We start from the raw sequence: 24,104 nt of genomic DNA on the forward strand, positions 1-24,104 counted from the left end.
CATGACCTTTATGTGTGGATGCTGAAGAGCTCATTGTTGTTTTTCTTTTCGGCTGCTGTTTATACGGGTCGACGTCTTGTCGAAAGGGGCGCGAGGTTAATGTCTGTAGCCGCTTCAGGGTCAATGCGGGCAACGGTTATCGGGTGTTTCAGGATGTTGCCTTGTCGGGTTATTAATTCTGTAAATATATGTTTTTACGTGTATTTTTATGAATTAAAAGTTTGCCTGGTGAGGTGTTATTTGCATTTTCGTCAGATATTAACTCGGCGTATTGCGGCGTTAATCTTAATTACGGATTTGTAATTGCCTGGTCACCTTGGAGATAGATCTCGGAACTTACCGTTGGCGCAATTCGCAGCGAGACCGGAATAGGCGTTCAGCGGAGCAACCGCAGAAGGCGCCGGCAAGAGGCCGCGATTCTCGTTTCAAGGTCGTTTCCAGAGGTGTGCCGTGCTTCATCGTCCAGGCCAGGCGCTGTGGTCGCTGTTCCTGATTCCCCTTTGCCTGCTGGCGCCTTCGCTCCAGGCCCGGACCCTGGGCTTCGACGAGGCGCTGCGCAGCGCCTACGCCAGCAATCCCGAACTCAGCGCCGCCGGTCGCGCCATCGGCATCGCCGAAGGTGAGCGGCAGCAGGCCGGCTTGCTGCCCAACCCGACGCTGTCCTGGGACACCGAGGACACCCGCGCCGACAGCGCCATCACCAGCCTAAGCCTGAGCCAGCCGATCGAGCTGGGTGGCAAGCGCGGCGCGCGCGTCGCCTTGGCCGAGCGTGGGCAGGAAATCGCCGCCGTTGAGCTGGAGATCCGTCGCAACACCTTGCGCGCCGAGCTGCTGGAAGCCTTCCAGGCGGCATGGCGGGCCCAGGAGCGCGTACGCCTTGGCGACCTGTCGGCAGCGCTGGCACAGCGTGGTCTCAGTGCTGCCGAGGCGCGGGTGCGGGCTGGCAAGTCGGCGCCGCTAGAGGCGACCCGCGCCCAGGTGCAGCTCAGCGAGGTCCGCTTGGAGCTGCAGCGCGCACGGGTGGAGCGCGACGACATCTATCGTGTCCTGGCCAGCCTCATGGGCCAGGCCGAGCCAGACTTCGCCGAAGTCGGCAGAGCCGAGTCCACGCCGGCTCCGGAGCCGATGCCTCTGCTGCAGCGCCTGGACGACACGGCTGAAATGCGCCTGGCGCGCCTGCAGATCGATCAGCGCGACGCATCCGTGAAGCTGGCCCGCACCCAGCGCGTGCCCGATCTCGATGTCACCCTCGGCAGCCAGTACGACCGCGTGGCCCGCGAGCGGGTCAACCTGGTCGGGCTGTCCATGCCGCTGCCGCTGTTCGATCGCAATCAGGGCAACCTGCTCGCCGAGACGCGCCGGGCCGACCAGGCCCGCGACCTGCGCAACGCCAGCGAGCTGCGCTTGCGCCGGGAAACCCGCCAGGCCATCGACCTGTGGCGTACAGCGCAGGACGAGGTGCGAACCCTGCGCGACAGCCAGCTGCCCGCCGCACGCCAGGCCGTGGACAGCGCCACCCGCGGCTTCGAGATGGGCAAGTTCGGTTTCCTCGAAGTACTCGACGCGCAGCGCACCCTGCTCGCCGTGCGCGACCAGTACCTGCAGGCGCTCGCCCGCCTGGCCGAGGCGCGCGGGCGCACCGAGCGCATCTACGGCGACCTGGCGGCGCCGCGCTGATGCGCTGGCTGGCCGGCCTGCCGCTCGGCCTGACCGCGGCGCTGGCGCCGGGCAGCGGCGAGCACCTTCCCTTCCAGGCCGGCGCTGTCGCCGAGCACTGGTGCATCCATGACCTGTTCCGCGCCCTGGGCGTGATCGTTGGCGCCTGAGGCCGCGGGACCTTCCGGGGGTATCCATGAAACCGAAACAGATGAAGATCGCCGTCGCCGGGCTCCTGCTGCTGGCGCTGGGCGGCGTGGCCGGAATGACGCTGGGCCGTGTCGCCCAGGCGCCAGACGTACATGCCGACGGCGAGCAACACTCGACGAACACCGGCGAGGGGCATGACGAAGACGAGGGCTTGCGCCTGAGCGACGAGCAACTGCGCGCGGCCGGTGTCGAGCTGGCCACTGCCGCGCCGAGCGAGCTGGCCGGCCGCCTCATCCTGCCCGGCGAGATCGCCTTTGACGCCGACCGCACCGCGCACCTGGTGCCGCGGGTGAGCGGGGTGGTCGAGCAGGTTGCCGCCGAACTCGGCCAGGCGGTCAAACGCGGTGACTTGCTGGCGGTGATCGCCAGCCCGCAACTGTCTGACCTGCGCAGCGAGCGGGCGGCGGCGCAGCGGCGCGTGGAACTGGCGCGCGTCACCCTGGCCCGCGAGCGGCAGCTGTGGGAGGAGAAAGTCTCCGCCGAACAGGATTACCTGCAGGCGCGGCAGGCGTTGCAGGAAGCCGAGATCGCCCTGGGCAATGCGCAGCAGAAGCTCGGCGCCCTCGGCAGCGCCGGCGGCAATCGCTATGAGCTGCGCGCGCCTTTCGACGGTGTCGTGGTGGAGAAGCACCTGGTGCCTGGCGAAGTGGTTGGCGAGAGCACTGCGGCCTTCACCCTGTCCGATCTGTCGCGGGTCTGGGCGACCTTCAACGTGGCGCCGCGCGACCTTGCCCAGGTGCAGGTCGGCAAGCTGGCGGAGGTCGAGGCGAGCGACCTGGGCAAGCGGGTGCAGGGGCGGGTGATCCGCGTCGGCAACCTGCTGGGCGAGCAGTCGCGGATGGCCAGCGCCCACGTGCTGCTGGACAACCCCGATGGCGCCTGGCGACCGGGGCTGCCGGTGCAGCTCTCGCTGGCGGGCACGGCACGCCAGCCGGCAGTCAGCGTTCCGCAGAGCGCGTTGCAGACTCTGGAGCAGCAGACCGTGGTGTTCGTCCGCCGCGACGGCGCTTTCGTCGCGCAACCGGTGCGCCTGGGGGTGAGTGACCAGGGCCAGGTGGAGGTTCTGCAGGGCCTGGTGGCCGGCGAGCAGGTCGCCGCCGCTGGCAGCTTCGCCCTCAAGTCGGAGCTGGGCAAAGCCAGCGCCGAACACTCCCACTGACACCGAGTGTCCAGCATGTTCGAACGCATCCTCCGTTTCGCCATCGAGCAGCGCTATCTGGTGCTGCTCGCCGTTCTCGCCATGGCTGCCCTTGGCGTCTTCAGCTACCAGAAGCTGCCGATCGACGCGGTGCCGGATATCACCAATGTCCAGGTGCAGATCAACACCGCCGCCGCCGGCTACTCGCCGCTGGAGACCGAGCAGCGCATCACCTATCCCATCGAGACCGCGATGGCGGGCCTGCCGGGGTTGCAGCAGACGCGCTCGATCTCGCGCTCCGGCTTGTCCCAGGTGACGGTGATCTTCGCCGACGGCACCGATCTCTACTTCGCCCGCCAATTGGTGAACGAGCGCCTGCAACAGGCCCGCGAGCAACTGCCCGAAGGCGTCGAGGCGGCGTTGGGGCCGATTTCCACCGGCCTGGGCGAAATCTTCCTGTGGACCATCGAAGCCGCCGAAGGCGCGCGCAAGGAAGACGGTACGCCCTACACGCCAGGCGACCTGCGGGTCATCCAGGACTGGATCGTCAAGCCGCAGCTGCGCAACGTGCCGGGTGTTGCCGAGATCAACACCATCGGCGGCGAGGCGCGGCAGTTCCAGGTCGCTCCCGACCTGCAGCGGCTGGCCGCGCATCGCCTGACCCTGGCCGATCTGCTGGCCGCGCTGGAGCGCAACAACGCCAACGTCGGCGCCGGATACATCGAGCGCAACGGCGAGCAGTTGCTGGTGCGCGCGCCGGGGCAACTGGGCGGGCTGGAGGACATCGGCAACATCGTGGTCAGCCGCCTCGACGGCACGCCGATCCGCGTCCGTGACGTGGCCCAGGTGCAGATCGGCCGCGAGCTGCGCAGCGGCGCAGCTACAGAGAATGGCCGGGAAGTCGTGCTGGGCACGGTGTTCATGCTGATCGGCGAGAACAGCCGCGAGGTCGCCCGCGCGGTGGGCGAGCGTTTGCAGCAGATCAACCGAAGCCTGCCGGCGGGTGTGCAGGCGGTGCCGGTCTACGACCGCACGCAGCTGGTGGACAAGGCCATCGCCACGGTGAAGAAGAACCTGGTCGAGGGCGCGGTGCTGGTCATAGCCGTGCTCTTCCTGTTCCTCGGCAACATCCGCGCGGCGCTGATCACTGCCATGGTGATCCCGCTGGCGATGCTGTTCACCTTCACCGGCATGTTCGCCAACCGCGTCAGCGCCAACCTGATGAGCCTGGGCGCATTGGACTTCGGCATCATCGTCGATGGCGCGGTGGTCATAGTCGAGAACGCCATCCGCCGCCTGGCCCACGCGCAACGCCAGCACGGCCGCCTGCTGACCCTGGGCGAGCGCCTGCACGAAGTCTTCGCCGCCTCGAAGGAGGCGCGCCGCGCGCTGGTGTTCGGCCAGCTGATCATCATGGTGGTGTACCTGCCGATCTTCGCCCTCACCGGGGTCGAGGGGAAAATGTTCCATCCCATGGCCTTCACCGTGGTGATCGCCCTGGCCGGCGCCATGCTGCTGTCGCTGACCTTCGTCCCGGCGGCCATCGCCATCTTCGTCAGCGGCCGCGTGCAAGAGGAAGAGAACGCTCTGATGCGCCGCGCACGCGAAGCCTACGAGCCGGTGCTGGGCTGGGTGATGGGCCGGCGCGCCGGCGTCTTCGCCGCAGCTGTCGTACTGGTGCTGGGCGCCGGCCTGCTGGCGTCGCGCCTGGGCAGCGAGTTCGTGCCCAGCCTCAGCGAGGGCGATTTCGCCCTGCAGGCCCTGCGCGTGCCGGGCACCAGCCTGACGCAGTCGCTGGAACTGCAGCAAAGCCTGGAACGGCGCATCCTCGAACGGGTGCCGGAGGTCGAGCGCGTCTTCGCCCGCACCGGCACCGCCGAGATCGCTTCCGACCCCATGCCGCCGAACATTTCCGACGGCTATCTGATGCTCAAACCCAACGCGCAGTGGCCGGACCCGAAGAAGCCGCGCGAGCAACTGATCGCCGAGATCCAGCAGGCCGCCGCCGAAGTGCCGGGCAGCAACTACGAGCTGTCGCAGCCGATCCAGCTGCGTTTCAACGAGCTGATCTCCGGTGTGCGCAGCGACGTGGCGGTGAAGGTTTCCGGTGACGACATGGGCGTGCTGGAGGCGACTGCCGGGAAGATCGCCGCCGCGTTGCGCAAGGTCCCCGGTGCGTCCGAGGTGAAGGTCGAGCAGACCGGCGGCCTGCCGGTGCTGACCCTGGATATCGACCGCGAACGCGCTGCGCGCTTCGGCCTGAATGTCGGCGACGTGCAGGATTTCATCGCCGTGGCCGTCGGAGGGCGCCAGGCCGGCACGCTGTTCGAGGGCGACCGGCGCTTCGATCTGCTGGTGCGCCTGCCGGATGCGTTGCGCAGCGATGTCGATGGCCTGGCGCGCCTGCTGCTGCCGGTTCCGGCCGGCGCGGATGGGCGCATCGGCTTCATTCCCCTCGGCGAGGTGGCGCAGGTGCGGATGGTGCAGGGGCCGAACCAGGTCAGCCGGGAAGACGGCAAGCGCCTGGTGGTGGTCAGCGCGAACGTGCGTGGCCGCGACATCGGTTCCTTCGTCGCCGAGGCGCAGCAGCGTCTGGATGCCGAGGTGCAGGTGCCGGCCGGCTACTGGACCACCTGGGGCGGCCAGTTCGAGCAGTTGCAGTCGGCGGCCAAGCGCCTGCAGATCGTGGTGCCGGTGGCGCTGCTGCTGGTCTTCGTGCTGCTGTTCATGATGTTTGGCAACGTCCGCGACGGCCTGCTGGTGTTCACCGGGATTCCCTTCGCCCTCACCGGCGGGGTGGCGGCGCTGTGGTTGCGCGACATTCCGCTGTCGATCTCGGCGGGTGTCGGCTTCATCGCCCTGTCCGGGGTGGCGGTGCTCAACGGCCTGGTGATGCTGGCCTTCATCCGCAATCTGCGTGAGGAGGGGCTCGGCCTGGACGCGGCGATCCGCGAGGGCGCGCTGACCCGCCTACGGCCGGTGCTGATGACCGCGCTGGTGGCGTCCCTGGGCTTCGTGCCCATGGCCCTGGCCACCGGCACGGGTGCCGAAGTGCAACGTCCGCTGGCGACCGTCGTGATCGGCGGCATCCTCTCGTCCACCGCGCTGACCCTGCTGGTGCTGCCGGCGCTGTATCGCTGGGCGCACCGCCGCGCCGAGGACGCCTAAACGCAGGCAAAAAAAAGGCGCCCGCGGGGTGGGCGCCTCAGGGGCCGTCTCTTACCAAAGGAGCGTGGTCGCTTCCGAGAGGGCCGTCAGTTCACGGATGAATGGCTGACCTGCACATTGAAACCCGGTGGGCCTAACAGGAAGCTGAGGCGTAAATGACGATTCTGATAGGCGTTTCGCGCTCGCATGAAAAAGGCCCCCGCAGGGGCCTTTTCGTTGCCTGGATTTCAGAGCACTTGCAGCGGGTATTCGACTATCACGCGCGTTTCGTCCAGGTCCGATTCGAAGGCGCTGGCGCGGGTGGTGGCCTGGCGGATGCGGAATGACAGGTCCTTGAACTGGCCGCTCTGCACCACGTATTTCGCCTCGATGTTGCGCTCCCAGCGCTTCTGGTCGGTCAACGGGTTGCCGTTTTCGTCGCGGCGCATGTAGGTGGCGTTGGCATGGCTGTAGTCGGCATCGGTGCCCTTGCCGTAGCGGGTCATGAAGCTCAGGCCCGGGACGCCGTAGGCGCTCATGTCGATATCGTAGCGAAGCATCCAGGAGCGCTCTTTTGGGGCGTTGAAGTCGCTGTACTGGATCGAGTTGTCCAGATAGATGCTGTCGGAGTGACGCAGGTAGTCGAAGTCGTTGTTGCCGTTGTTGCGCTGGTGGCTCAGGGCGAGGCTGTGGGCGCCGAAGCGTACGCCGAGCTTGCCGCTCCAGATGTTGGTGTTGAACTCGCCGAGCAGCTCGCGGCCGCCGTCGTCCACCGACTTGTAGTAGTTCAGTGCGCCGAACAAGGTGAGGTCGTCGGCCAGCGGATATTCCATCGAGGTGCCGGCGTAGTACTGCTTCCAGGTGTCTTGCAGGCGGCTGCCGTAGAGGCTGACGCTGAAGGTGTCGGTCAATGCGTAGTCGCCGCCCAGGTAGTCGAGGGATGCGGCGTCCACCGGGCCTGCATAGGTGGTGGCGAAACCGCCGCGTATCCGGCGCTCGGCCGGTTGGCTCATCGAGTGCAGGCGTCCGGCCTGCAGGCCGAGGCCGTCGATGCTGGTGTTGTTCAGGGTCACGCCGCGGAAGGTTTCGGGCAGCAGGCGTGAGTCACCGTAGTGCGCCACCGGGGTTGCCGGGAAGACGTCGCCGGCTTTGATCACGGTGTCGAACAGGCGCACCTTGGCGGCGCCGCCGGCCTTGGCATATTCGCTCTCGGTGCGGCCCTGGTCGTCTACCGGCAATACGCCGAAGGAGCCCTGTCCGCCGTTGCGCCCGTCGCCGCTGTCCAGCTGGAAGCCGAGCGTGGCGAAGGCATCGACGCCGAAGCCGACGGTGCCCTGGGTGAAGCCGGACTGGAAGCGGCCGATCAGGCCCTGTGCCCAGGCTTCGGAGTAGCCGTTGCCCTTGGGGCTGGACTGGCCTTTGCGGTCGTCGCGGTTGAAGTAGAAGTTGCGGTTGAGGATTTCCAGGCTGCTGCCTTCGAGGAAGCCCTCGGGCTTTTCCTCTGCGCCTGCCAGCGGGCTGGTGAGGCCGGCGGCGAGCAGGGTGAGGGCCAGGGGAATGTTCCGCTGTGTCATCGATCGCTCCAGGAGTGGGCGGCTGCGCGCGTGCGCGCCGCGTTGTCGTTTTGCGTCCGCGAACGGCTGGCGCCGCGCGGGCGGAGTCCATCCTGATGACGGCGGGATAACCCGAAGATGAGCGACGAATGACAATTCCGTCAGCTGGGGAACCGGCGGACAGGCGAAGAGTCGGGCTGGATGCTGGAGCGAAGGGGAGAGGCGGAGGAGGGGATCGTCATCCCCCCGGTGCCTGCGCGTCCGGGGGTGTGGACGGGGCACCGAGGCTGCGCGGCAGGAGCCGCCCTACATGGGGAAGGTAACGTCCCGGTCTTGTGGACAAGGACGAGAACCCTGCGGCCCACCGAGGGGTACCTGACATGGAGTCCCAGCAGGCACGGCAGGGTGGCGAAACGATAGAAGGCACCCTCCCGGCGGTCAATCGGAAAAATCGAATGGATGTTCGATATTCGCCCTTTGAATACCCCGGATCGGCGAATTTCGAGGGGCTTTCGTTAGCTGGCTATCGGCACCCGACTATACTCGTTACCGAATGTGTCGGCGTTTTTGCCTTGCGCCAGAGCGCCGCCGACCCGATCCCGGCGGTCACAGGGAGGTCCGTCGAGCCCGCTCCGATAATGTCCTTACCTACAAGAGAGCTCGTATGAACACTGTTCACTACTCAGCCGAGGAACGCTCCCGGCGGATCTTCGCCATCGTCGGTGCCTCCTCGGGCAACCTGGTGGAGTGGTTCGACTTCTACGTCTACGCCTTCACTGCCCTGTACTTCGCCCACGCCTTCTTCCCCTCGGACAACCCCACGGTGCAGTTGCTGAACACCGCCGGGGTATTCGCCGCGGGCTTCCTGATGCGCCCGATCGGCGGCTGGATGTTCGGCCGCATCGCCGACCGCGCGGGGCGCAAGACGGCGATGATGATTTCGGTGCTGATGATGTGCGGCGGCTCCCTGGCCATCGCAGTGATGCCCACCTACGAGAGCATTGGCGTGCTGGCGCCGGCCGGCCTGTTGCTGGCGCGGTTGTTCCAGGGGCTCTCGGTGGGCGGCGAATACGGCACCAGCGCGACCTACATGAGCGAGGTCGCGCTCAAGGGCCAGCGCGGTTTCTTCGCCTCTTTCCAGTACGTCACCCTGATCGGCGGCCAATTGCTGGCGGTGCTGGTGGTGGTGATCCTGCAGCAGCTGCTGAGCAACGACGAGCTGCGCGCCTGGGGCTGGCGGATTCCCTTCGTGGCCGGTGCGATTACCGCGGTCATCGCCTTCTACCTGCGCCGTTCGCTGAGCGAGACGGCCAAGGACGAGAACCTCCATCGCAAGGAATCCGGCACGCTCACCGAGCTGTTCACCCACCACAAGCGCGCCTTCTTCACCGTGCTCGGCTTCACCGCCGGCGGCTCGCTGATCTTCTACACCTTCACCACCTACATGCAGAAATACCTGGTCAACACCGCCGGGATGGACGCCAAGACCGCCAGCGGCGTGATGACCTTCGCGCTGTTCGTCTACATGTGCCTGCAGCCGGTGTTCGGCTCGCTCTCCGACCGCATCGGGCGCAAGACCTCGATGCTCTGGTTCAGCGTCCTGGGCATGCTCTGCACCTGGCCGATCCTCAGCGCGCTGAAGACCGTGCACAGCCCGGTGGCGGCCTTCGGCCTGATCATCCTGGCGCTGGCCATCGTCAGCCTCTACACCTCGATCAGCGGGCTGATCAAGGCCGAGCTGTTCCCGCCGCAGATCCGCGCGCTGGGCGTCGGCCTTTCCTATGCAGTGGGCAACGCGATCTTCGGCGGCTCGGCGGAATACGTGGCGCTGTGGCTGAAGAGCATGGGCGTGGAGGAGTACTTCTACCTCTACGTCTCGGTGCTGTGCGGCGTGGCGCTGGTGGTCTGCCTGCTGCTGCCGGACCTGCGCAAGGTCAGCTACCTCAACGACGAGGACTGACCGCGCTCAATCGGCCTTGCCGCGCAGCTTGCTGTTCGGCAGGCCGAGGGCGATGAATAGGGCCAGCAGGCCGACGCCGGCGTTGACCAGGAACAGCTGGCGGAACACCGCGCCCAGCGCTTGCCGGCGGTCCTCATGGCCAGGGCCGCCGAGGCTGCTCAGCAACTCGTTGACCGCGACGCCGTGGCCCAGGCCTTCGCCTGTTGCCAGGGGCTGCAGCATGGCCAGCAGAATCGCCGACATCAGGGCGACGCCCACCGCGCCGCCGAGTGAGCGGAACAGCGTGACGTTGCTGGTGGCTACCCCGAGGTAGCGCTGCTCCACCGCGCTCTGCGCGGCGACCAGGGCCGTTGGGAATTGAGTACCGGCGGCGATGCCGAAGAGCAGCATGAGCACCGCGGAAGGCAGCGCCGCACCCGGCGACGTCAGCGCCATCCCTGCGACGGCGCAGGGCAGCAGCAGGGCGCCGGCAAGGATCTGTGGCTTGTAGCGGCCGATCACGGCGGTCAGGCGACCGCAGCAATAGGCACCGATCGGCACACCCATGGCCAGCGGCAGGAGGTGCAGCGCGGCGCTGTCGGCGCCGGCGCCGGTTACCGAATGGAAGCGCAGCGGCACCAGCACCGAGAGCGAAATGACCTGGAAGCTGGCGAAGAAGCCGACCAGCCAGCTCAGGGTGGCCGCGCGGATGGCGAACAGGTGCATGGGCACCAGCGGCTCGCTGAAGCGCCGCTCATGCAGAATGAACAGCACCAACAGGACCAGCGCCCCGGCGAACAGCCCGAGCATCTGCGGATCGCGCCAGTCCGCGCCCTGGCCGACCTGGGTGATTGCCAGCAGCAGGCTGCCGAGCCCGGCGATCATCAGCGTGGTGCCGAGGTAGTCGATGCGCGGCCGATGGCCCGGCACCGGCAGGCCGACGAGGGTGCGTCGCGACACCTTGAGGGCGACCAGGCCCACCGGCAGATTGATCAGGAACACCCAGCGCCAGGACAGGTACTCGGTTAGCAGCCCGCCCAGCACCGGGCCAGCGATGCTAGCCACCGCGTACATGCTGCTGAAGTAGCCCTGGTAGCGACCGCGTTCGCGCGGCGGGACTATGTCGCCGATGATCGCCTGGCTGACCGACATCAGCCCGCCGGCGCCAATACCCTGCAGCACCCGCGCCAGCACCAGCTGTTCCATGCTCTGCGCCAGGCCGCAGAGCAGCGAGGCGATGGTGAACAAGGCGATGGCGAAGAGCATCAGCCGGCGGCGGCCGTAGAGGTCGCCGAGCTTGCCGTAGATGGGCATGGAGACGGTCATCGCGACCATGTAGCCGGAGATCACCCAGGCAAGCAGGTCGAAGTCGCCGAAACCGGCGGAGATAGCCGGCAGCGAGACCGCGACTATGGTCTGGTCGAGGGCGCCGAGGAAGATCGCCAGCATCAGCCCGACGAGAATGGTGCGCACCGGCGGACGCGGCTGGCTGAGGGTATTCAAGGAGGCCCCCTGGGCGACGAGGCGAAAACGATGGGACAGCACGGGGATTGGGCAGTCTAACGAAATGTGGCTACGCCAGGTGCGTCGGACTTTTGCGATTTCGACAAGGCTCTGTTTCGACGTTGGCAAAAGACGCATGAAAATCACCTGCTACGCTTTTCCAGCGCTTCGTTCGCACCTGCCGCCCACCTCGATGGAAAACTGCCCGGAACGCCCCTAGACGAAGGCTATGCGGTTCCGATCTATAGTTTTCTATATGTGCCAGGAGGATTGCATGAAAGCCAATCTGCCCTCTGAGTTGCTGTCGTTGCAATTGCCTCTGCGTATCCGCATCGGCGAGAGCCAGGCCTTCGACCTCGGCCCGGAGCCACGGGTGACGTTGATCGTGCGCGACCCGACGCTGCTCAGCGAGATCGCCCAGCCGAGCCTCGACGTGCTCGGGCGCGCTTACGTCGAGAAACGCATGGACATCGAAGGGCCGATCAGTGAAGTGATCGCCATGGGCTATGCCCTCAGCGAGGCGCTGGGTGGCGACGAGGGCTCGACCGACTATGTCCACGAAAGCCACGACAAGGCTACCGACGCCGAAGCGATCCACTATCACTACGACCTGTCCAACGACTTCTACCAGCTCTGGCTGGACCCGGAGATGGTCTACTCCTGCGCCTATTTCGAGACCGGCCACGAGGACCTCGCCACGGCCCAGCTCGCCAAGCTGCGCCACCTCTGTCGCAAGCTTCGGCTCAAGCCGGGCGAGAGGCTGCTCGACGTCGGTTGCGGCTGGGGCGGCCTGGCACGTCTGGCGGCCCGCGAGTTCGGCGCGCAGGTGCACGGCATCACCCTCAGCGAGGAGCAGCTCAAGCTCGGCCGCGAACGGGTCAAGGCCGAAGGTCTGGAAGACAAGGTTCACCTGGAGCTGCGCGACTACCGCGACCTGCCGCGCGACGGCCGCTACGACAAAGTGGTCAGCGTGGGCATGTTCGAGCATGTCGGCCACGCCAACCTGGGCATCTACTTCCAGCACCTGTACGACGCCGTGCGCCCGGGCGGGCTGGTGATGAACCACGGCATCACTTCGCAGCACGTCGACGGGCGTCCAGTGGGCCGCGGCGCCGGCGACTTCATTGGCCGCTACGTCTTCCCCCACGGCGAACTGCCGCACCTGTCGCTGGCGGTGGCGCGGATGAGCGAGGCCGGGCTGGAGGTAGTCGACGTCGAGGGCCTGCGCCTGCATTACGCGCGCACCCTGGAGTTCTGGAGCGCCAACCTGGAGGCGAAACTGGCCGAGGCCGCGAGCCTGGTGCCGGAGACGGCGCTGCGCATCTGGCGCCTTTACCTTGCCGGTTGCGCCTATGGCTTCCAGAAGGGCTGGGTGAACCTGCACCAGATTCTCGCCAGCAAGCCCCATGCGGACGGCAGCCACGAGGTGCCCTGGAGCCGCGGCGATATCTACGTCTGAACCTGCTTTTGTAGGAGCGAGCTAGCTCGCGAATGGTCTTGTGCCGGATCAGTTCGCGAGCAAGCTCGCTCCTACGAAGGGAAATGCCCCCCGCTCAACGCCGGGCGATTTCTATCCAGTCTTCCGCGCGCAATGCCGGCGGCACGCCCTCGGCCCGCGCGGCATCGAAGGCCGCCTGCCAGCGTTTGGCCGAGCAGTTCTGCGCGTAGTTGGCTGCCAGGCCTTCGACTCGATTCAGTGCGGCGTCGGTGGCCGTACCCGGCGGCGGGTTCGCTCCCAGGCGCTCGACCATGAGGCGGGCTTGCAGGGTCTTTTCGGAGATATCCACGCAGCGGCTGAACTGGGCGTCGCTCATGCCGGGGTAGGGTGAGTCCTGGGTGCGCAGCGCATCCACCAGCCGAGTGATCCCGATGATGAGCAGGAAGGCAGCGAACAGCAGGGCGACGACGGCGGTGCCGATCAGCACCAGCAGCGTCTCGATGGCCCATTCCTTTTCATGGCGATGCAGTTGCTTCCAGATGCCCAACGTGACCTTCCTTCACTAGGGTCTGTCAGAATGGCCCACTCTAGCCAGCCATTTCGTGCGTTGCCAGGAGCCTTGCGTGTCCGCCCTCGAACTTCGTGAACTGCCCCTCGACCAGGCGCCCTGGGCGCTCCTGTTGCTCGCCGATCCCAGCCGCGAGCAGGTCGAGCGCTACCTGGCGAACTCGCGCCTGCTGGCGCTGTGCGAGGGCGATGCGGTGCGCGGCGTGCTGGCGCTGACGCCGGTGAGCTGGGGCGTGCTGGAAATCACCAACCTTGCGGTCGATGAGGCGTGGCAGGGCCAAGGGTTGGGCAAGCGCCTGCTGGCGGCGGCCATCGATGCCGCGCGCGCCGCCGGTGCGCTGCGCCTGGACATCGCCACCGGCAACTCCAGCCTGGCGCAGCTCGGGCTCTACCAGCGCATGGGCTTTCGCATCTGCGCGGTGGAGCCCGATTACTTCACGCTCAACTACCCCGAGCCCATCGTCGAGAACGGCATTCCCTGCCGCGACCGCCTGCGCCTGAGCCTGGTGCTCTAGGGCTTGCCGGCCAGCGCCCGGTAGAGGGTGTCGACGTTGTCGCGGTACAGCCCCAGGTAGGTGCTGGCCGGGCCGTCGCTGGCGAGGGCGTCGGAGTGCAGCGTGCCGCCGATGGCCGCGCCGCTTTCCTCGGCGATCTGCTGCATCAGCCGCGGGTCCTTGATGTTCTCGACGAAGACCGCGCGGATGTGTTGCTCGCGGATCTGCCGCACCAGCGCAGCAACGTCGCTGGCCGAGGCCTCGCGCTCGGTAGACAGGCCCTGTGGCGCCAGCAGCGTCAGGCCGTAGGCCTGGCCGAGGTAGCCGAAGGCGTCATGCGAAGTCACCAGGCTGCGGCGGTCGGCCGGCAGGTTGCCGAGCTTGCCTTTGGCATAGGCGAGCAGTTCGTGGGCCTGCTTCAAGTAGGCCGCGGCGTTGCGCTGGTAATCGGCGGCGTTGGCCGGGTCGACCTGGGCCAGGGCCTTGGCGATGTTGCCGACATAGATATCGGCGTTGGCCAGGTTGTTCCAGGCGTGCGGGTCGGGGATGGTCTGGCCGTCCTCCTCCAGGCTGCGCGGGATCACGCCGTGGCTGGCCTGGATCACCGTCGCGCGGGTCTCGGTGCTCTTCACCAGGCGGTCGAGCCAGGGCTCGAAACCCAGGCCGTTCTCCACGATCAGGCTCGCCTGGCGTACCGCACGGGCGTCGTCCGGCGTGGTCTCGTAGGTGTGCGCATCGCTATCGGGACCGACCAGGTTGCTCAGCTGGATGTGCTCGCCGCCGACCGCGCGGGTCATGTCGGCGAGGATGCTGAAGCTGGTCACCACCTTGAGTTTCTCGGCGGCGGACAGCGACAGGGGCAGGCAGAAGGCGAACAGGAGCAGCAGGGCACGCATGGGGAAACTCCTCGATAGGGATGTCATTGCGGAATGGGCAGCAGGCCGCGGCGCAACAGGCCGTGCACCGGGCCGAGGAACACCGAGAACAGGTAGAACAGGCCGGCGCAGAGGACGATGGCCGGCCCGCTGGGCAGCGACCAGGCGTAGGACGCCGCCAGGCCGAGCCACACCGAGAGCGCGCCGAAGCCGGCGGCGAGCGCCAGCAGCAGCGGCAGGCGGCGGCTCCAGAAGCGCGCGGCGGCGGCCGGCAGCATCATCAGGCCGACCATCATCAGCGCGCCCAGGGCCTGGAAGCCGATGACCAGGTTGAGCACCACCAGGCCGAGGAACAGGCCGTGGGCGAATGGTCCAAGGCGGCTGACGCTGCGCAGGAACAGCGGGTCGAGGCTGTCCAGCAGCAGGCTGCGGTAGATGACCGCGAGCAGCAGCAGGCTGAGCGTGGCGACGGCGAGCATGCCCATCAGGGTCGTGCGGTCCACCGCCAGGGCCGAACCGAACAGCACTTCCAGCAGGTTCAGGCGCTTGCCGGCGAGGCCCAGCAGGAGCACGCCGCTGGCCAGCGAGATGGGGTAGACGGCGGCCAGGCTGGCGTCCTCGCGCAGCCCGGTGTGGCGCGTCACCCAGGCGGCCAGCCCGGCCACCGCGAGGCCGGCGCCGAGGCCGCCGAACGTCAGCGCCGGCAGCGACAGTCCGGCCAGCCAGAAGCCGATGGCGGCGCCGGGGAGGATGCCGTGGGCGATGGCGTCGCCGATCAGGCTCATGCGCCGCAGGATGAGGAACAAGCCGAGCGGCGCAGCGCTCAGGGCCAGGGCCATGCCGCCGAACAGGGCGCGACGCATGAAGGCGAATTCGCAGAAGGGCTGCCAGAGCGCGTGCAGGATCATCACGCCACCCAGGCCAGGTCGCGCCGGGCGATCAACTTTTGGCTGCTGCCGTGGCGGCAGCCCTCGGCGGCGATGCGCAGGCAGTCAGGCACGTGCTCGCGCACCCGCGCCAGGTCGTGGCAGACCAGCAGCAGCGTGCGGCCTTCCTCCTGCCAGGCGGCGATGCGTTGCCAGAGCAGCGCCTGCCCGGCTTCGTCGAGGCAGGCGTCGGGCTCGTCGAGCAGCAGCAGGGGGCAGTCCATCAGGCTCAGGCGAGCGAGCAGGGCGCGCTGCAGCTGGCCGCCGGAAAGCGCCGCCAGCGGGCGCTGTTCCAGGCCTTCGAGGTGCCATTCGGCGAGGGCTTCGCGGAGTTTTTCGCGGCGCGCGGCAGTGGGCAGGCGGCTGTTCCAGAAGCCGGCACCGACCAGTTCGCCGAGGCTGATCGGAAACTGCCGGTCGAGCGCCTGCTGCTGCACCAGGTAGCCGATCTCGCGGGTGCGCAGCTCGACGCGCACGCGCCCGGCCAGGGGCTTCTGCAGCCCGGCGAGGACCTTCAGCAGGCTGCTCTTGCCGCAGCCGTTGGCGCCGATCACGGCGGTCAGGCTGCCGGGGGCGAGGTCGAGGTTCAACGGCGGTGTCAGCGGCAGGCGCGGCGGCCCCCACTGCAGGGACTGGCAATGGATCATGCGACCTCCCGGCGCCACTGGCTGCGGGCCACGGCGTCATGGGCGTGGAGACTTTCGGCGTGCACCACCTGCAGCGAGAAGGCGCGCACGTCCGCGTGCCCGGCGAGGGCCAGGTGCAGGCGCCGTGCGGCGTCTTCGCAGAACATCGGGTTCTGCCCGTTGGCGAGGGCGAAGGCCTGTTCGTCGGCGCGCTTCACGGCGGTCTGCACGGCAGTGCCAAGGCTGGCTTCGGCGAGGTCGATCAGTGCCTTCAGGGGCAGCTGTTCGAGGTCGTCGCGCAGTTCGATCCGCAGCTCGGCGAAGCTGCGCTGGCTGTGCGGCGTGGCGACTATCCCGGCGCTGCTGCCGAGCCACGCGTGCACGGCCTCGCGGCTCGGCGTGCGTTCGGCGAAGTCGGCGGCGAAGCGCTGCTGGATCAGCTGACGCGCCAGGGCCGCCGAGCACGGGCAGGTGGAGGAGTAGGGCAGGCGCAACTGCAGTTCCAGCCGCAGGCCCTGGTCGTCGAGCTGCGCGTGGACTTCGCAGGGATAGGTCTTCCAGCCGTGCAACCGGCTGACCAGCGCCGCGCGTTCGAGCAGCAGGTCGAAGCCCAGGCGCAGGCTGGCGCGGTGCGACAGGCCGGTGTGGCTGGCGAGGAAGTCGTCGAGGACCTGGCGCAGCAGCGAGGGCGTCAGCTCGTCCTGCGCCAGGCGGGCCAGCGCCAGGTACAGGCGCGACATATGGATGCCGCGCGCGTTGCTGTCGTCGAGGCTGACGCCGGCGTCGGCGAGCGCGCTCAGGCGTTCGCCGTACAGACGAAGGGGCAGGGCGATGCCCTGCATGCCAACCCAGTCGAGCGCGAGCTGGGCGGGCGCGGCCTGGGTGGCGATATCCGGGAGGAAGGCGGTCATGGGAATGGCTGGCGATAGTGAATGTTATAATATAACGTATTGCTTCCCGATCCTTCCTGCAACCACCTCCACCATGAATCGACGCCGCCTGCTGCAGAGCCTGCTCGCCAGCGCCGCCTGGCTACCCGCCCTGGACGCCTTCGCGGGCGCCCGCCTGCTCGACGCCCGTGCCTTCCATTCGGCCGACGGCTTGCGCCTGGTGCTCGACCTGCGTGTGCAGAGGCGCCTGGTCGAAGCACCGGTCAGCTCGACGAGAGCTGCCGGCAAGGGCCGCGACATCGTGGTGGTGGTCGATGCCGGCCACGGCGGCAAGGACCCGGGTGCGCTCGGCTCGCGCGGCGAAAGGGAGAAGGACGTGGCGCTGCTGATCGCACAGAACCTGGCCAGGCGGATTGAGCGTCAGCCCGGCTTCAAGGCGCGGCTGGTGCGCAACGTCGACGTGTTCATCCCGCTGCGCCAGCGCGTGGAAGTGGCGCGGCGCTGCAATGCCGACATGTTCGTCTCGGTGCATGCCGACGCCGCGCCCCGGCGCACGGCTTCCGGCGCTTCGGTGTTCGCCCTCTCCGAACACGGCGCCACCTCGACCCTGGCGCGCTTCATGGCCGAGCGCGAGAACGGCGCCGACCTGATCGGCGGGTCCAGCAACCTGCCGCTCAAGGGCAAGGACCCGGTGCTGGCCGGGGTGATCCTCGACATGTCGATCAACGCCACCATCGCCTCCAGCCTGGACCTCGGCCACAGCGTGCTGCGCAGTCTCGGCGACATCACCCGACTGCACCAGGAGCGCGTCGACCAGGCCGGCTTCGCCGTGCTCAAGTCGCCGGATATCCCGTCGATCCTGGTCGAGACCGGCTTCATCTCCAACGACGCGGACTGCCGACGGTTGCACGACGCGCGGCACCAGCAGCAACTGGCCGAGGCGATCTTCGATGGCCTGCACCGCTATTTCCGCCAGCGCCCGCCGCAAGGCAGCCTGCTGGCGGGATTGGCGTAAAGCGTTCGCGGGCTAGCGCACCTGCTGGCTGCAGCCGCTGACCCGGCCGCAGCTGAGCTTCGCCTGGCCGCCGCTGGAACTGCTGAAGCGGCTGATGTTTGTCCAGCCGATGCCGCGGCTGGAGCCGATCCACACCTGGCCGTCGCTGGAGACGCCGCTGAAGAAGGTGATCTTGCCGTAGCGCGTGCCGGTCTGCGCCCAGTCCAGGCCGCTGCCCGCATCGAAGCCGCGCAGGTAGGTGTCGTGGCCAAGAGTGGCGACGCTGTAGTGGCTGCCGTCCCTTTCCATGCACGCCAGCACGTTGGCCAGCCAGGCGCAGGCGGCCGTCGCCATGCCGGGGAAGGGCAGCGGCGCGGTGCCTTCGGCGTGTGCCAGGGGCGCGGCCAGTAGCAGGCAGCAGGCGAGGAGGGTGGCTTTCATCGGTGGGCTCTGCGGACGGGTCGCTATCTATGGCACGGCGGCCGTTGGCGGGGAAGCGGATTGTTCGAAGTGAGATGTTATATTATAACATCGTGCTTCGTCGTGAACCTGATCCGTGCCTCCCCATGAAAGAACCGACCGTAAAGCAACGCCTCCCCGTCACCGTCCTGTCCGGCTTCCTCGGCGCCGGCAAGAGCACCCTGCTCAACCAGGTGCTGAAGAACCGCGAGAATCGCCGCGTGGCGGTGATCGTCAACGACATGAGCGAAATCAACATCGACGGCGCCGAGGTACAGCGCGACGTCAGCCTCAACCGCGCCGAAGAGAAACTAGTAGAGATGAGCAACGGCTGCATCTGCTGCACCCTGCGCGAGGACCTGCTGGAAGAGGTGGCGCGCCTGGCTGGCGAAGGCCGCTTCGACTACCTGCTGATCGAGTCCACCGGCATCTCCGAGCCGCTTCCGGTGGCCGAGACCTTCACCTTCCGCGACGAGCAGGGCCGCAGCCTGTCCGACCTGGCGCGGCTCGACACCATGGTCACGGTGGTCGATGGCTTGAACTTCCTGCGCGACTACCAGGACGCCGACAGCCTGGCCAGCCATGGCGAAAGCCTGGGCGAAGAGGATCAACGTTCGATCGCCGACCTGCTGATCGAGCAGGTGGAGTTCGCCGACGTCATCCTGGTCAGCAAGATCGACCTGATCTCCACCGATGAACGCGAGGAGCTGCTGGCGATCCTGCGCCGGCTCAACCCCGAGGCGGACATCCAGCCGATGCTGATGGGCCAGGTGCCGCTGGAATGGATCCTCGACACCAGGCGCTTCGATTTCGAGCGTGCGGCCCAGGCGCCGGGTTGGCTCAAGGAGCTGCGCGGCGAGCACGTCCCGGAAACCGAGGAGTACGGCATCGCCTCCAGCGCCTACCGCGCGCGCCGGCCGTTCCATCCGCAGCGCTTCCACGACTTCCTCGCGCGCACCTGGGACAACGGCCGGCTGCTGCGATCCAAGGGCTTCTTCTGGCTCGCCAGCCGTTACCGCGAGGCGGGCAGTTGGTCGCAGGCCGGTGGGCTGATGCGCCATGGCTTGGCTGGGCGCTGGTGGCGTTTCGTCCCGCAGTCGCGCTGGCCGGAGGACACGCAGGCGCTGCAACAGGTGCTGCGGCACTGGCAGGCGGATACGGGGGATTGCCGGCAGGAACTGGTGTTCATCGGCCAGGGCATCGACTTCGCGCGCCTGCATGCCGAACTCGATGCCTGTCTGCTGGACGATGCGGAGTTTGCCGCCGGGCCGCGCGCCTGGGTGCGCCTGGCCGATCCGTTCGAAGCCTGGACGGTGGAAGCCTGAAGGACAAAAAAAATGGGCCGCCAGTGGCTGGGGGGCCCCTCCCCAAGATCTTTGCTGGCGTGGGGTGCCAGTGGGTGTGAGGTACCCGCGAGCAGTAGAGCAGTTCAGGATGACAGTGACGTGACGGTCATTTTCCAGACTGCCACTGGCCGTTGCTCTGGCTTTCGCAGAACGGCTGGAGGAAGCGCGCGTCGCTGGCCACGCCGTAGTAGTGGATGTCCTGGCGATAGGGCGAATTCGCCACCTGGGCATTGCTGCACACGCCGAACGCGCCGCTCGGGCAACTATCGGCATAGGTGACCTCGACCTTCTGGTCCTTCAGCTGCGGCTGGCAGAAGCCCTCATGGAACAGCTTCGCCGGGATGCTGCGGTTCTGCTGGCAGACCTTCACATCGAGGCGGTCGCCACGGCTGTGCACCACGCAGGCTTCGGCGTGGGCCAGGGCGGGCAGGATGGAGAGGCTGGACAGCAGGAGGAAGGCCGGCAGACGCATGGGGCGGGGGTCCGATTTGCGAAGCGGCGACTCTAGCGCTTTTCCCCGCCGCCGTCAGGCCGCACCATAGGCAGATGCTCGAACAGATTCCTACACATGTGATCGGCGGCCCACTTGGCGCCGGCAAGACCAGCCTGATCCGCGACCTGCTGCGCCAGCGCCCGGAGGGTGAACGCTGGGCGGTGCTGGTCAACGAATTCGGCCAGGTCGGCCTGGACGCCGCGCTGCTCTCCACCGATGCCGACGGCGTGGCCCTCGGCGAAGTGGCCGGCGGCTGCCTCTGCTGCGTCAACGGTGCGCCCTTCCAGGTCGGCTTGGCGCGCCTGCTGCGCAAGGCTCGGCCGCAACGGCTGTTCATCGAACCTTCGGGGCTGGGCCACCCTCGCACCCTGCTGCGGCAACTGGGCGAGGCGCCCTGGCGCGGCGTGCTGGCGCCGCAGCCGTTGCTGCTGGTGCTCGACGCGCAAGCGCTGGCGGCGGGGCAAGCGCTGCCCGAAGCCCAGCGCGAGGCGCTGGCCGATGCCGAACTGCTGGTGCTGAACAAGAGCGAAGGACTGGACGATGCGACCAAGGCGCGCATCCGTGCCGGTCTGCCGGAAGTGGCGGTGCGCTGGACGGAGCAAGGCCACGTGCCGCTGCAGGCGTTGCCGAGCCGTGCTGTTGATGCGGCGATTGCCGCGGAGCTACCGGCGGCAATGAACGAAATACCGGTCCTGCTGACCCGAGAGACGCCCATTCGGCAGGTTCATGTCGAGGACGGCAGATCCGCCGTGGGCTGGCGGCTGCATCGCGATTGTCGTTTCCATCGCGACGCTGTGGATAACTGGCTCGCGTCGCTGGGCGATCTGGTGCGGGCCAAGGCGGTGCTGCATTGCGCGGAGGGCTGGCTGTCCTGCAATCGGGTGAGCGGTGACGAAGCCTGGCAGCCCAGCGCCTGGCGCAAGGACAACCGCGTCGAGCTGATCTTCGCTACCGACGCCGATCCTGACGCGCTGGAGGCGGGATTACTGGCCTGCCTACAGACGCCGGAGTAGGTGCAAGGTTGCCCTACAGAAAATACTGAATGATAATAATTATCAGATCACAGTCATTTCGCAGGCACTCCCCATGTCGCCATCCCCTTCACGCTCGTTGGCGGGCGCCGCTATAGCTGCGTCCTTCGACGATCACCCGTCGTCCACCGCCGTGGACGAGGGGCTCGCGTTGCCATGCGTCAGCGCGCAGCGCAGCGGTGAAGTCAACCTGCACCTGGTGGACTGCTCGGGGGCCCGACGCGACGAAGAGGTCGACCTCGCCGAAGAAGTGCTGATTCCCTATGCGGCGCCCGTGGAGGGTGTCGAGGAAAACGAAGAGGTCTCGCAGAACGGTCGCTGGTGGCGCTCCTCCGGCATGGCCGTCGCCTTGCACCTGGGCATTGTCGCCGGCCTGGTCTGGCTGGCGCCGTCGCCTGCCGAGCTGAAGCTTGGCCGCGGCGAGGTGCCGAGCATGCAGGTCAGCGTCGTGCAGTTACCGGCCAAGCAGGAACAACAACCGCCGGCTGCCGCACCCGAGCCGCAGCAGGTACAGCCGGAGCCGCCGCCACCGGTGGTCGAGCCGCCCAAGCCGGAGCCGCCGAAGCCCGCGCCCAAGCCGCCGGAGAAGGCGGTGCCGAAGAAGTCGCCCAAGCCCAAGCCGAAACCCAAGCCTGCGCCCGAACCGGTGCAGGAAGCGCCCGCCCAGCCGGCACCGCCCGCGCCGGCGCCCAAGCCTGCTGCGCCTGTGGTCGGCGAGAGCACGCCCGGTGCCCAAGCCGCGCCGACCGGCACCTCGGGCCCGGCCGGCCTGCCCACCGGCAGCCTCGACGACAGCGACATCAAGCCGCTGCGCATGGATTCGCCGGTCTACCCGCCGATGGCCAAGCGCCGGAGCATCCAGGGCTACGTGAAAGTGCTGTTCACCGTGACCAGCGATGGCCGCATCGAGGACATCCAGGTGCTGGAATCCTCGCCGCCGCGCGTTTTCGACGACGCCGTGCGCCAGGCCATGGGCCGCTGGCGCTTCGAGCCGCGGGTGAGCGGCGGGCAGATCACCGCGCGCCAGGCCACTCGGACCATCCGCTTCAACCTCCAGGGGCTGCGCTGAGTCAGTGCCCCCTGAAACGAAAAACGCGCCTTCGGGCGCGTTTTTCGTTTTACCGGCCTCACTCCGCCGGCTTGAGGTCCTGGCTCAACAGCTCCAGCGCCTCGCGCGGGCCGCCGGCGACTATCTGGGTGGGCACCGCCAGCATCAGGTTCAGCGGCAGGCCGAAGGCTTCCAGCACGTTGCCGTCGCGGTCGCGGTCGGGTTCCGTGCCGAGCCATTCCGGGTACTTGCGGCGCATGCGCTCGGGGTAGCTGCTGGCGTCGGGCATGTAGCCGTACAGCGGCTTGCCCAGCGCGGCGGCGTAGCCGACCTCGAAGCAGGTGCCGCTGTCCGGCTCGCTGCCGCGGAACGACGCCAGGTTGGCCAGCACGCAGTCGGCCGCGTCGAGCAGCTTGAGGTTGGCGCGGTAGATCCAGATCGCCTGCTGGTGCGGGTCGGTGATTTCCTCCGGCACCTGCACGTCGAGCGGAAACAACCCCTCGAAGCCGTACTCGGCGCACAGCGCCTTGAGCCGCGGGCCGTACTCGGCGGCGTCGGGGCGGAACACGTCGGGGCCGGCCAGGTAGATCTTCAGCATGTTCACAATCCCATGAGCGAGAGCATCAGGAAGGTCGCGAAGAGCACGAAGTGGGTCATGCCCTCGATGGCGTTGGTCTTGCCGTCGTGCAGGTTGAGCCCGGCGACGATCAGGGTGATGAACATCATGCCGGTCTGCAGCGGGGTCATGGCCATCTGGATCGGCTGGTCGCGGAACAGCGCCAGCGCCTCGATCACTGGCACCGTGAGGATCACCGTGGACAGCGAGGCGCCCAGGGCGATGTTGACCACCGGCTGCATGCGGTTGGCCAGCGCGGCGCGCAGCGCGGTGAGGATCTCCGGGCTGGCGGAGATCGCCGCCACCAGCAGCGCCGGCACGATCGGCGGTACGCCGCTGCCTTCCAGGCTGACGTCCAGGGCTTTCGACATCACCTCGGCGAGCGCGCCGATCAACACCACGCCGACCACCAGCAGGCCCATCGACTGGCGCACGCTGCCGTGCGCCTCGTGGCCGTCGTGCCCCTCGCCGTGGGCGGCGTAGTTGTAGCTGAAGAAGTAGCTGTGCTGGCCGGTCTGCATGCGCAGGAAGAGCGCGTAGAGCATCACCATGCAGCCGATGGTGAAGAACGAGTAGAGCTTCCACTGCGCCGCCGGGATCAGCTCGGGTACCACCATGGAGACACCCACTGCGGTGAGGATCATGGTCACGTAGGTCTTGCCCGAGTCGTCGTTGTACGACTGCTCGCCGTACTTCAGGCCGCCGAGCAGCGCGGCCAGGCCGAGGATGCCGTTCATGTCCAGCATCACCGCCGCGTAGATGGTGTCGCGGGCCAGGGTCGGCGAATGGTTGTGGCCCATCATGATCGCCAGGATGACCACCTCCACCAGCACTGCGGCGAGGGTCAGGATCATGGTGCCGTAAGGCTCGCCGACCTTCTCGGCGAGGATCTCGGCGTGGTGCGCGACGCGCAGCGAGACGCTGACGATCGAGGCCAGCAGGACCACCGCGACCACCCCGGCGAGCGTCTTGCCGCCTTCCAGCAGGCTGTGTTCCAGGGGGTAGACCACCAGCGCGAGGAGCGCGGCGAGGAGGAGGAATTTTTCGTCTTTGAGCAGGCGCAACATGCCGGGGGATATCCGTTCCGGTGGACAAGGCGCCCATCTTAGGCAAAGCCCGGGGCCTTGCCCACCGCGCACCAGCAGGTGGCACGGT

Annotated in this window: 22 protein-coding genes; 11 read left to right on the top strand and 11 right to left on the bottom strand. The window is 67.6% G+C overall.

Annotated elements, in window-relative coordinates:
* Positions 1–450 precede the first annotated feature (450 nt).
* The 4 genes from PKB_RS01155 to PKB_RS01165 are packed head-to-tail and all read left to right on the top strand — an operon-like array spanning position 451 to position 6,172.
* Entirely contained in the window at positions 451–1,677 is a 1,227-nt protein-coding gene (locus PKB_RS01155; protein ID WP_156957972.1) for a TolC family protein, read from the top strand.
* On the top strand, positions 1,677–1,826 hold the full coding sequence (locus PKB_RS29495) for a hypothetical protein (RefSeq protein ID WP_156957973.1): 150 nt from the start codon (positions 1,677–1,679) through the stop codon (positions 1,824–1,826). Before PKB_RS01155 ends, PKB_RS29495 begins: the two co-directional genes overlap by 1 nt.
* A gap of 26 nt (positions 1,827–1,852) precedes the next feature.
* Positions 1,853–3,025 carry an efflux RND transporter periplasmic adaptor subunit gene (locus PKB_RS01160; protein ID WP_043248305.1) on the top strand — a complete coding sequence of 391 codons (1,173 nt, stop codon included), beginning with the start codon at positions 1,853–1,855 and terminating at the stop codon, positions 3,023–3,025.
* Between the two features lie 15 nt (positions 3,026–3,040).
* Positions 3,041–6,172, top strand: a complete 3,132-nt coding sequence (locus tag PKB_RS01165; protein ID WP_043248307.1) for a CusA/CzcA family heavy metal efflux RND transporter — start codon at positions 3,041–3,043, stop codon at positions 6,170–6,172.
* Between the two features lie 227 nt (positions 6,173–6,399).
* Here PKB_RS01165 and PKB_RS01170 read toward each other — a convergent pair whose 3' ends face one another.
* Positions 6,400–7,725, bottom strand: a complete 1,326-nt coding sequence (locus tag PKB_RS01170; RefSeq protein WP_043248309.1) for an OprD family porin — start codon at positions 7,723–7,725, stop codon at positions 6,400–6,402.
* 643 nt (positions 7,726–8,368) lie between these two features.
* On the opposite strand from PKB_RS01170, the gene PKB_RS01175 reads away from it, so the two are divergent.
* The gene (locus PKB_RS01175; protein ID WP_043248310.1) at positions 8,369–9,664 is read left to right on the top strand and encodes an MFS family transporter; all 1,296 of its coding nucleotides are present in this window, start codon (positions 8,369–8,371) and stop codon (positions 9,662–9,664) included.
* Positions 9,665–9,670: 6 nt separating this feature from the next.
* On the opposite strand, the gene PKB_RS01180 is transcribed toward PKB_RS01175, so the two are convergent.
* Complete coding sequence (locus PKB_RS01180) at positions 9,671–11,146, bottom strand: MDR family MFS transporter (RefSeq protein WP_043248312.1); 1,476 nt, start codon at positions 11,144–11,146, stop codon at positions 9,671–9,673.
* A gap of 274 nt (positions 11,147–11,420) precedes the next feature.
* Here PKB_RS01180 and cfaB point away from each other — a divergent pair, with 274 nt between their 5' ends.
* Positions 11,421–12,605: a C17 cyclopropane fatty acid synthase CfaB gene (cfaB, locus tag PKB_RS01185; RefSeq protein WP_043248314.1), complete on the top strand. Its 1,185-nt coding sequence runs from the start codon at positions 11,421–11,423 to the stop codon at positions 12,603–12,605.
* A 94-nt stretch (positions 12,606–12,699) separates the two neighbouring features.
* Here cfaB and PKB_RS01190 read toward each other — a convergent pair whose 3' ends face one another.
* Positions 12,700–13,131, bottom strand: a complete 432-nt coding sequence (locus PKB_RS01190; protein WP_043248315.1) for a hypothetical protein — start codon at positions 13,129–13,131, stop codon at positions 12,700–12,702.
* 76 nt (positions 13,132–13,207) lie between these two features.
* On the opposite strand from PKB_RS01190, the gene PKB_RS01195 reads away from it, so the two are divergent.
* Positions 13,208–13,666 (top strand): GNAT family N-acetyltransferase, encoded by a 459-nt coding sequence (locus PKB_RS01195; RefSeq protein WP_043248316.1) that lies wholly within the window; start codon positions 13,208–13,210, stop codon positions 13,664–13,666.
* On the opposite strand, the gene PKB_RS01200 is transcribed toward PKB_RS01195, so the two are convergent.
* Genes PKB_RS01200 through folE2 form a run of 4 tightly spaced genes read right to left on the bottom strand, consistent with a single transcriptional unit; the run spans position 13,663 to position 16,983 of the window.
* On the bottom strand, positions 13,663–14,541 hold the full coding sequence (locus tag PKB_RS01200) for a metal ABC transporter substrate-binding protein (protein WP_043248317.1): 879 nt from the start codon (positions 14,539–14,541) through the stop codon (positions 13,663–13,665). The genes PKB_RS01195 and PKB_RS01200 overlap by 4 nt on opposite strands.
* Before the next feature lie 23 nt (positions 14,542–14,564).
* Positions 14,565–15,428, bottom strand: a complete 864-nt coding sequence (locus PKB_RS01205; protein ID WP_043248319.1) for a metal ABC transporter permease — start codon at positions 15,426–15,428, stop codon at positions 14,565–14,567.
* On the bottom strand, positions 15,428–16,093 hold the full coding sequence (locus PKB_RS01210; protein ID WP_043248321.1) for a metal ABC transporter ATP-binding protein: 666 nt from the start codon (positions 16,091–16,093) through the stop codon (positions 15,428–15,430). The genes PKB_RS01205 and PKB_RS01210 overlap by 1 nt, the downstream gene beginning before the upstream one ends.
* Positions 16,090–16,983 (bottom strand): GTP cyclohydrolase FolE2, encoded by an 894-nt coding sequence (gene folE2 / locus PKB_RS01215; RefSeq protein WP_043248323.1) that lies wholly within the window; start codon positions 16,981–16,983, stop codon positions 16,090–16,092. The genes PKB_RS01210 and folE2 overlap by 4 nt, the downstream gene beginning before the upstream one ends.
* Positions 16,984–17,056: 73 nt before the next feature.
* Here folE2 and PKB_RS01220 point away from each other — a divergent pair, with 73 nt between their 5' ends.
* On the top strand, positions 17,057–17,977 hold the full coding sequence (locus PKB_RS01220) for an N-acetylmuramoyl-L-alanine amidase (protein ID WP_043248325.1): 921 nt from the start codon (positions 17,057–17,059) through the stop codon (positions 17,975–17,977).
* Between the two features lie 12 nt (positions 17,978–17,989).
* On the opposite strand, the gene PKB_RS01225 is transcribed toward PKB_RS01220, so the two are convergent.
* Positions 17,990–18,397, bottom strand: a complete 408-nt coding sequence (locus PKB_RS01225; RefSeq protein ID WP_043248326.1) for a hypothetical protein — start codon at positions 18,395–18,397, stop codon at positions 17,990–17,992.
* A 125-nt stretch (positions 18,398–18,522) separates the two neighbouring features.
* Here PKB_RS01225 and zigA point away from each other — a divergent pair, with 125 nt between their 5' ends.
* Positions 18,523–19,740, top strand: a complete 1,218-nt coding sequence (gene zigA, locus PKB_RS01230) for a zinc metallochaperone GTPase ZigA (protein WP_043248328.1) — start codon at positions 18,523–18,525, stop codon at positions 19,738–19,740.
* A gap of 127 nt (positions 19,741–19,867) precedes the next feature.
* On the opposite strand, the gene PKB_RS01235 is transcribed toward zigA, so the two are convergent.
* Positions 19,868–20,233 (bottom strand): hypothetical protein, encoded by a 366-nt coding sequence (locus PKB_RS01235; RefSeq protein ID WP_043248331.1) that lies wholly within the window; start codon positions 20,231–20,233, stop codon positions 19,868–19,870.
* A gap of 74 nt (positions 20,234–20,307) precedes the next feature.
* Here PKB_RS01235 and PKB_RS01240 point away from each other — a divergent pair, with 74 nt between their 5' ends.
* Both PKB_RS01240 and PKB_RS01245 read left to right on the top strand, forming a co-directional pair.
* A complete protein-coding gene (locus PKB_RS01240; protein WP_043248333.1) occupies positions 20,308–21,267 on the top strand; it encodes a CobW family GTP-binding protein in 960 nt (319 codons plus the stop codon).
* 73 nt (positions 21,268–21,340) lie between these two features.
* On the top strand, positions 21,341–22,354 hold the full coding sequence (locus PKB_RS01245; RefSeq protein ID WP_043248335.1) for an energy transducer TonB: 1,014 nt from the start codon (positions 21,341–21,343) through the stop codon (positions 22,352–22,354).
* A gap of 58 nt (positions 22,355–22,412) precedes the next feature.
* Here the strand turns inward: PKB_RS01245 and PKB_RS01250 are convergent, their stop codons facing one another.
* Both PKB_RS01250 and PKB_RS01255 read right to left on the bottom strand, forming a co-directional pair.
* A complete protein-coding gene (locus PKB_RS01250; RefSeq protein WP_043248337.1) occupies positions 22,413–22,931 on the bottom strand; it encodes a nucleoside 2-deoxyribosyltransferase in 519 nt (172 codons plus the stop codon).
* A gap of 2 nt (positions 22,932–22,933) precedes the next feature.
* A complete protein-coding gene (locus tag PKB_RS01255; RefSeq protein ID WP_043248339.1) occupies positions 22,934–24,016 on the bottom strand; it encodes a calcium:cation antiporter in 1,083 nt (360 codons plus the stop codon).
* Positions 24,017–24,104: the final 88 nt, after the last annotated feature.

Origin of the sequence: Pseudomonas knackmussii B13 (assembly GCF_000689415.1) — a bacterium.
Classification (GTDB): Bacteria; Pseudomonadota; Gammaproteobacteria; order Pseudomonadales; family Pseudomonadaceae; genus Pseudomonas; species Pseudomonas knackmussii.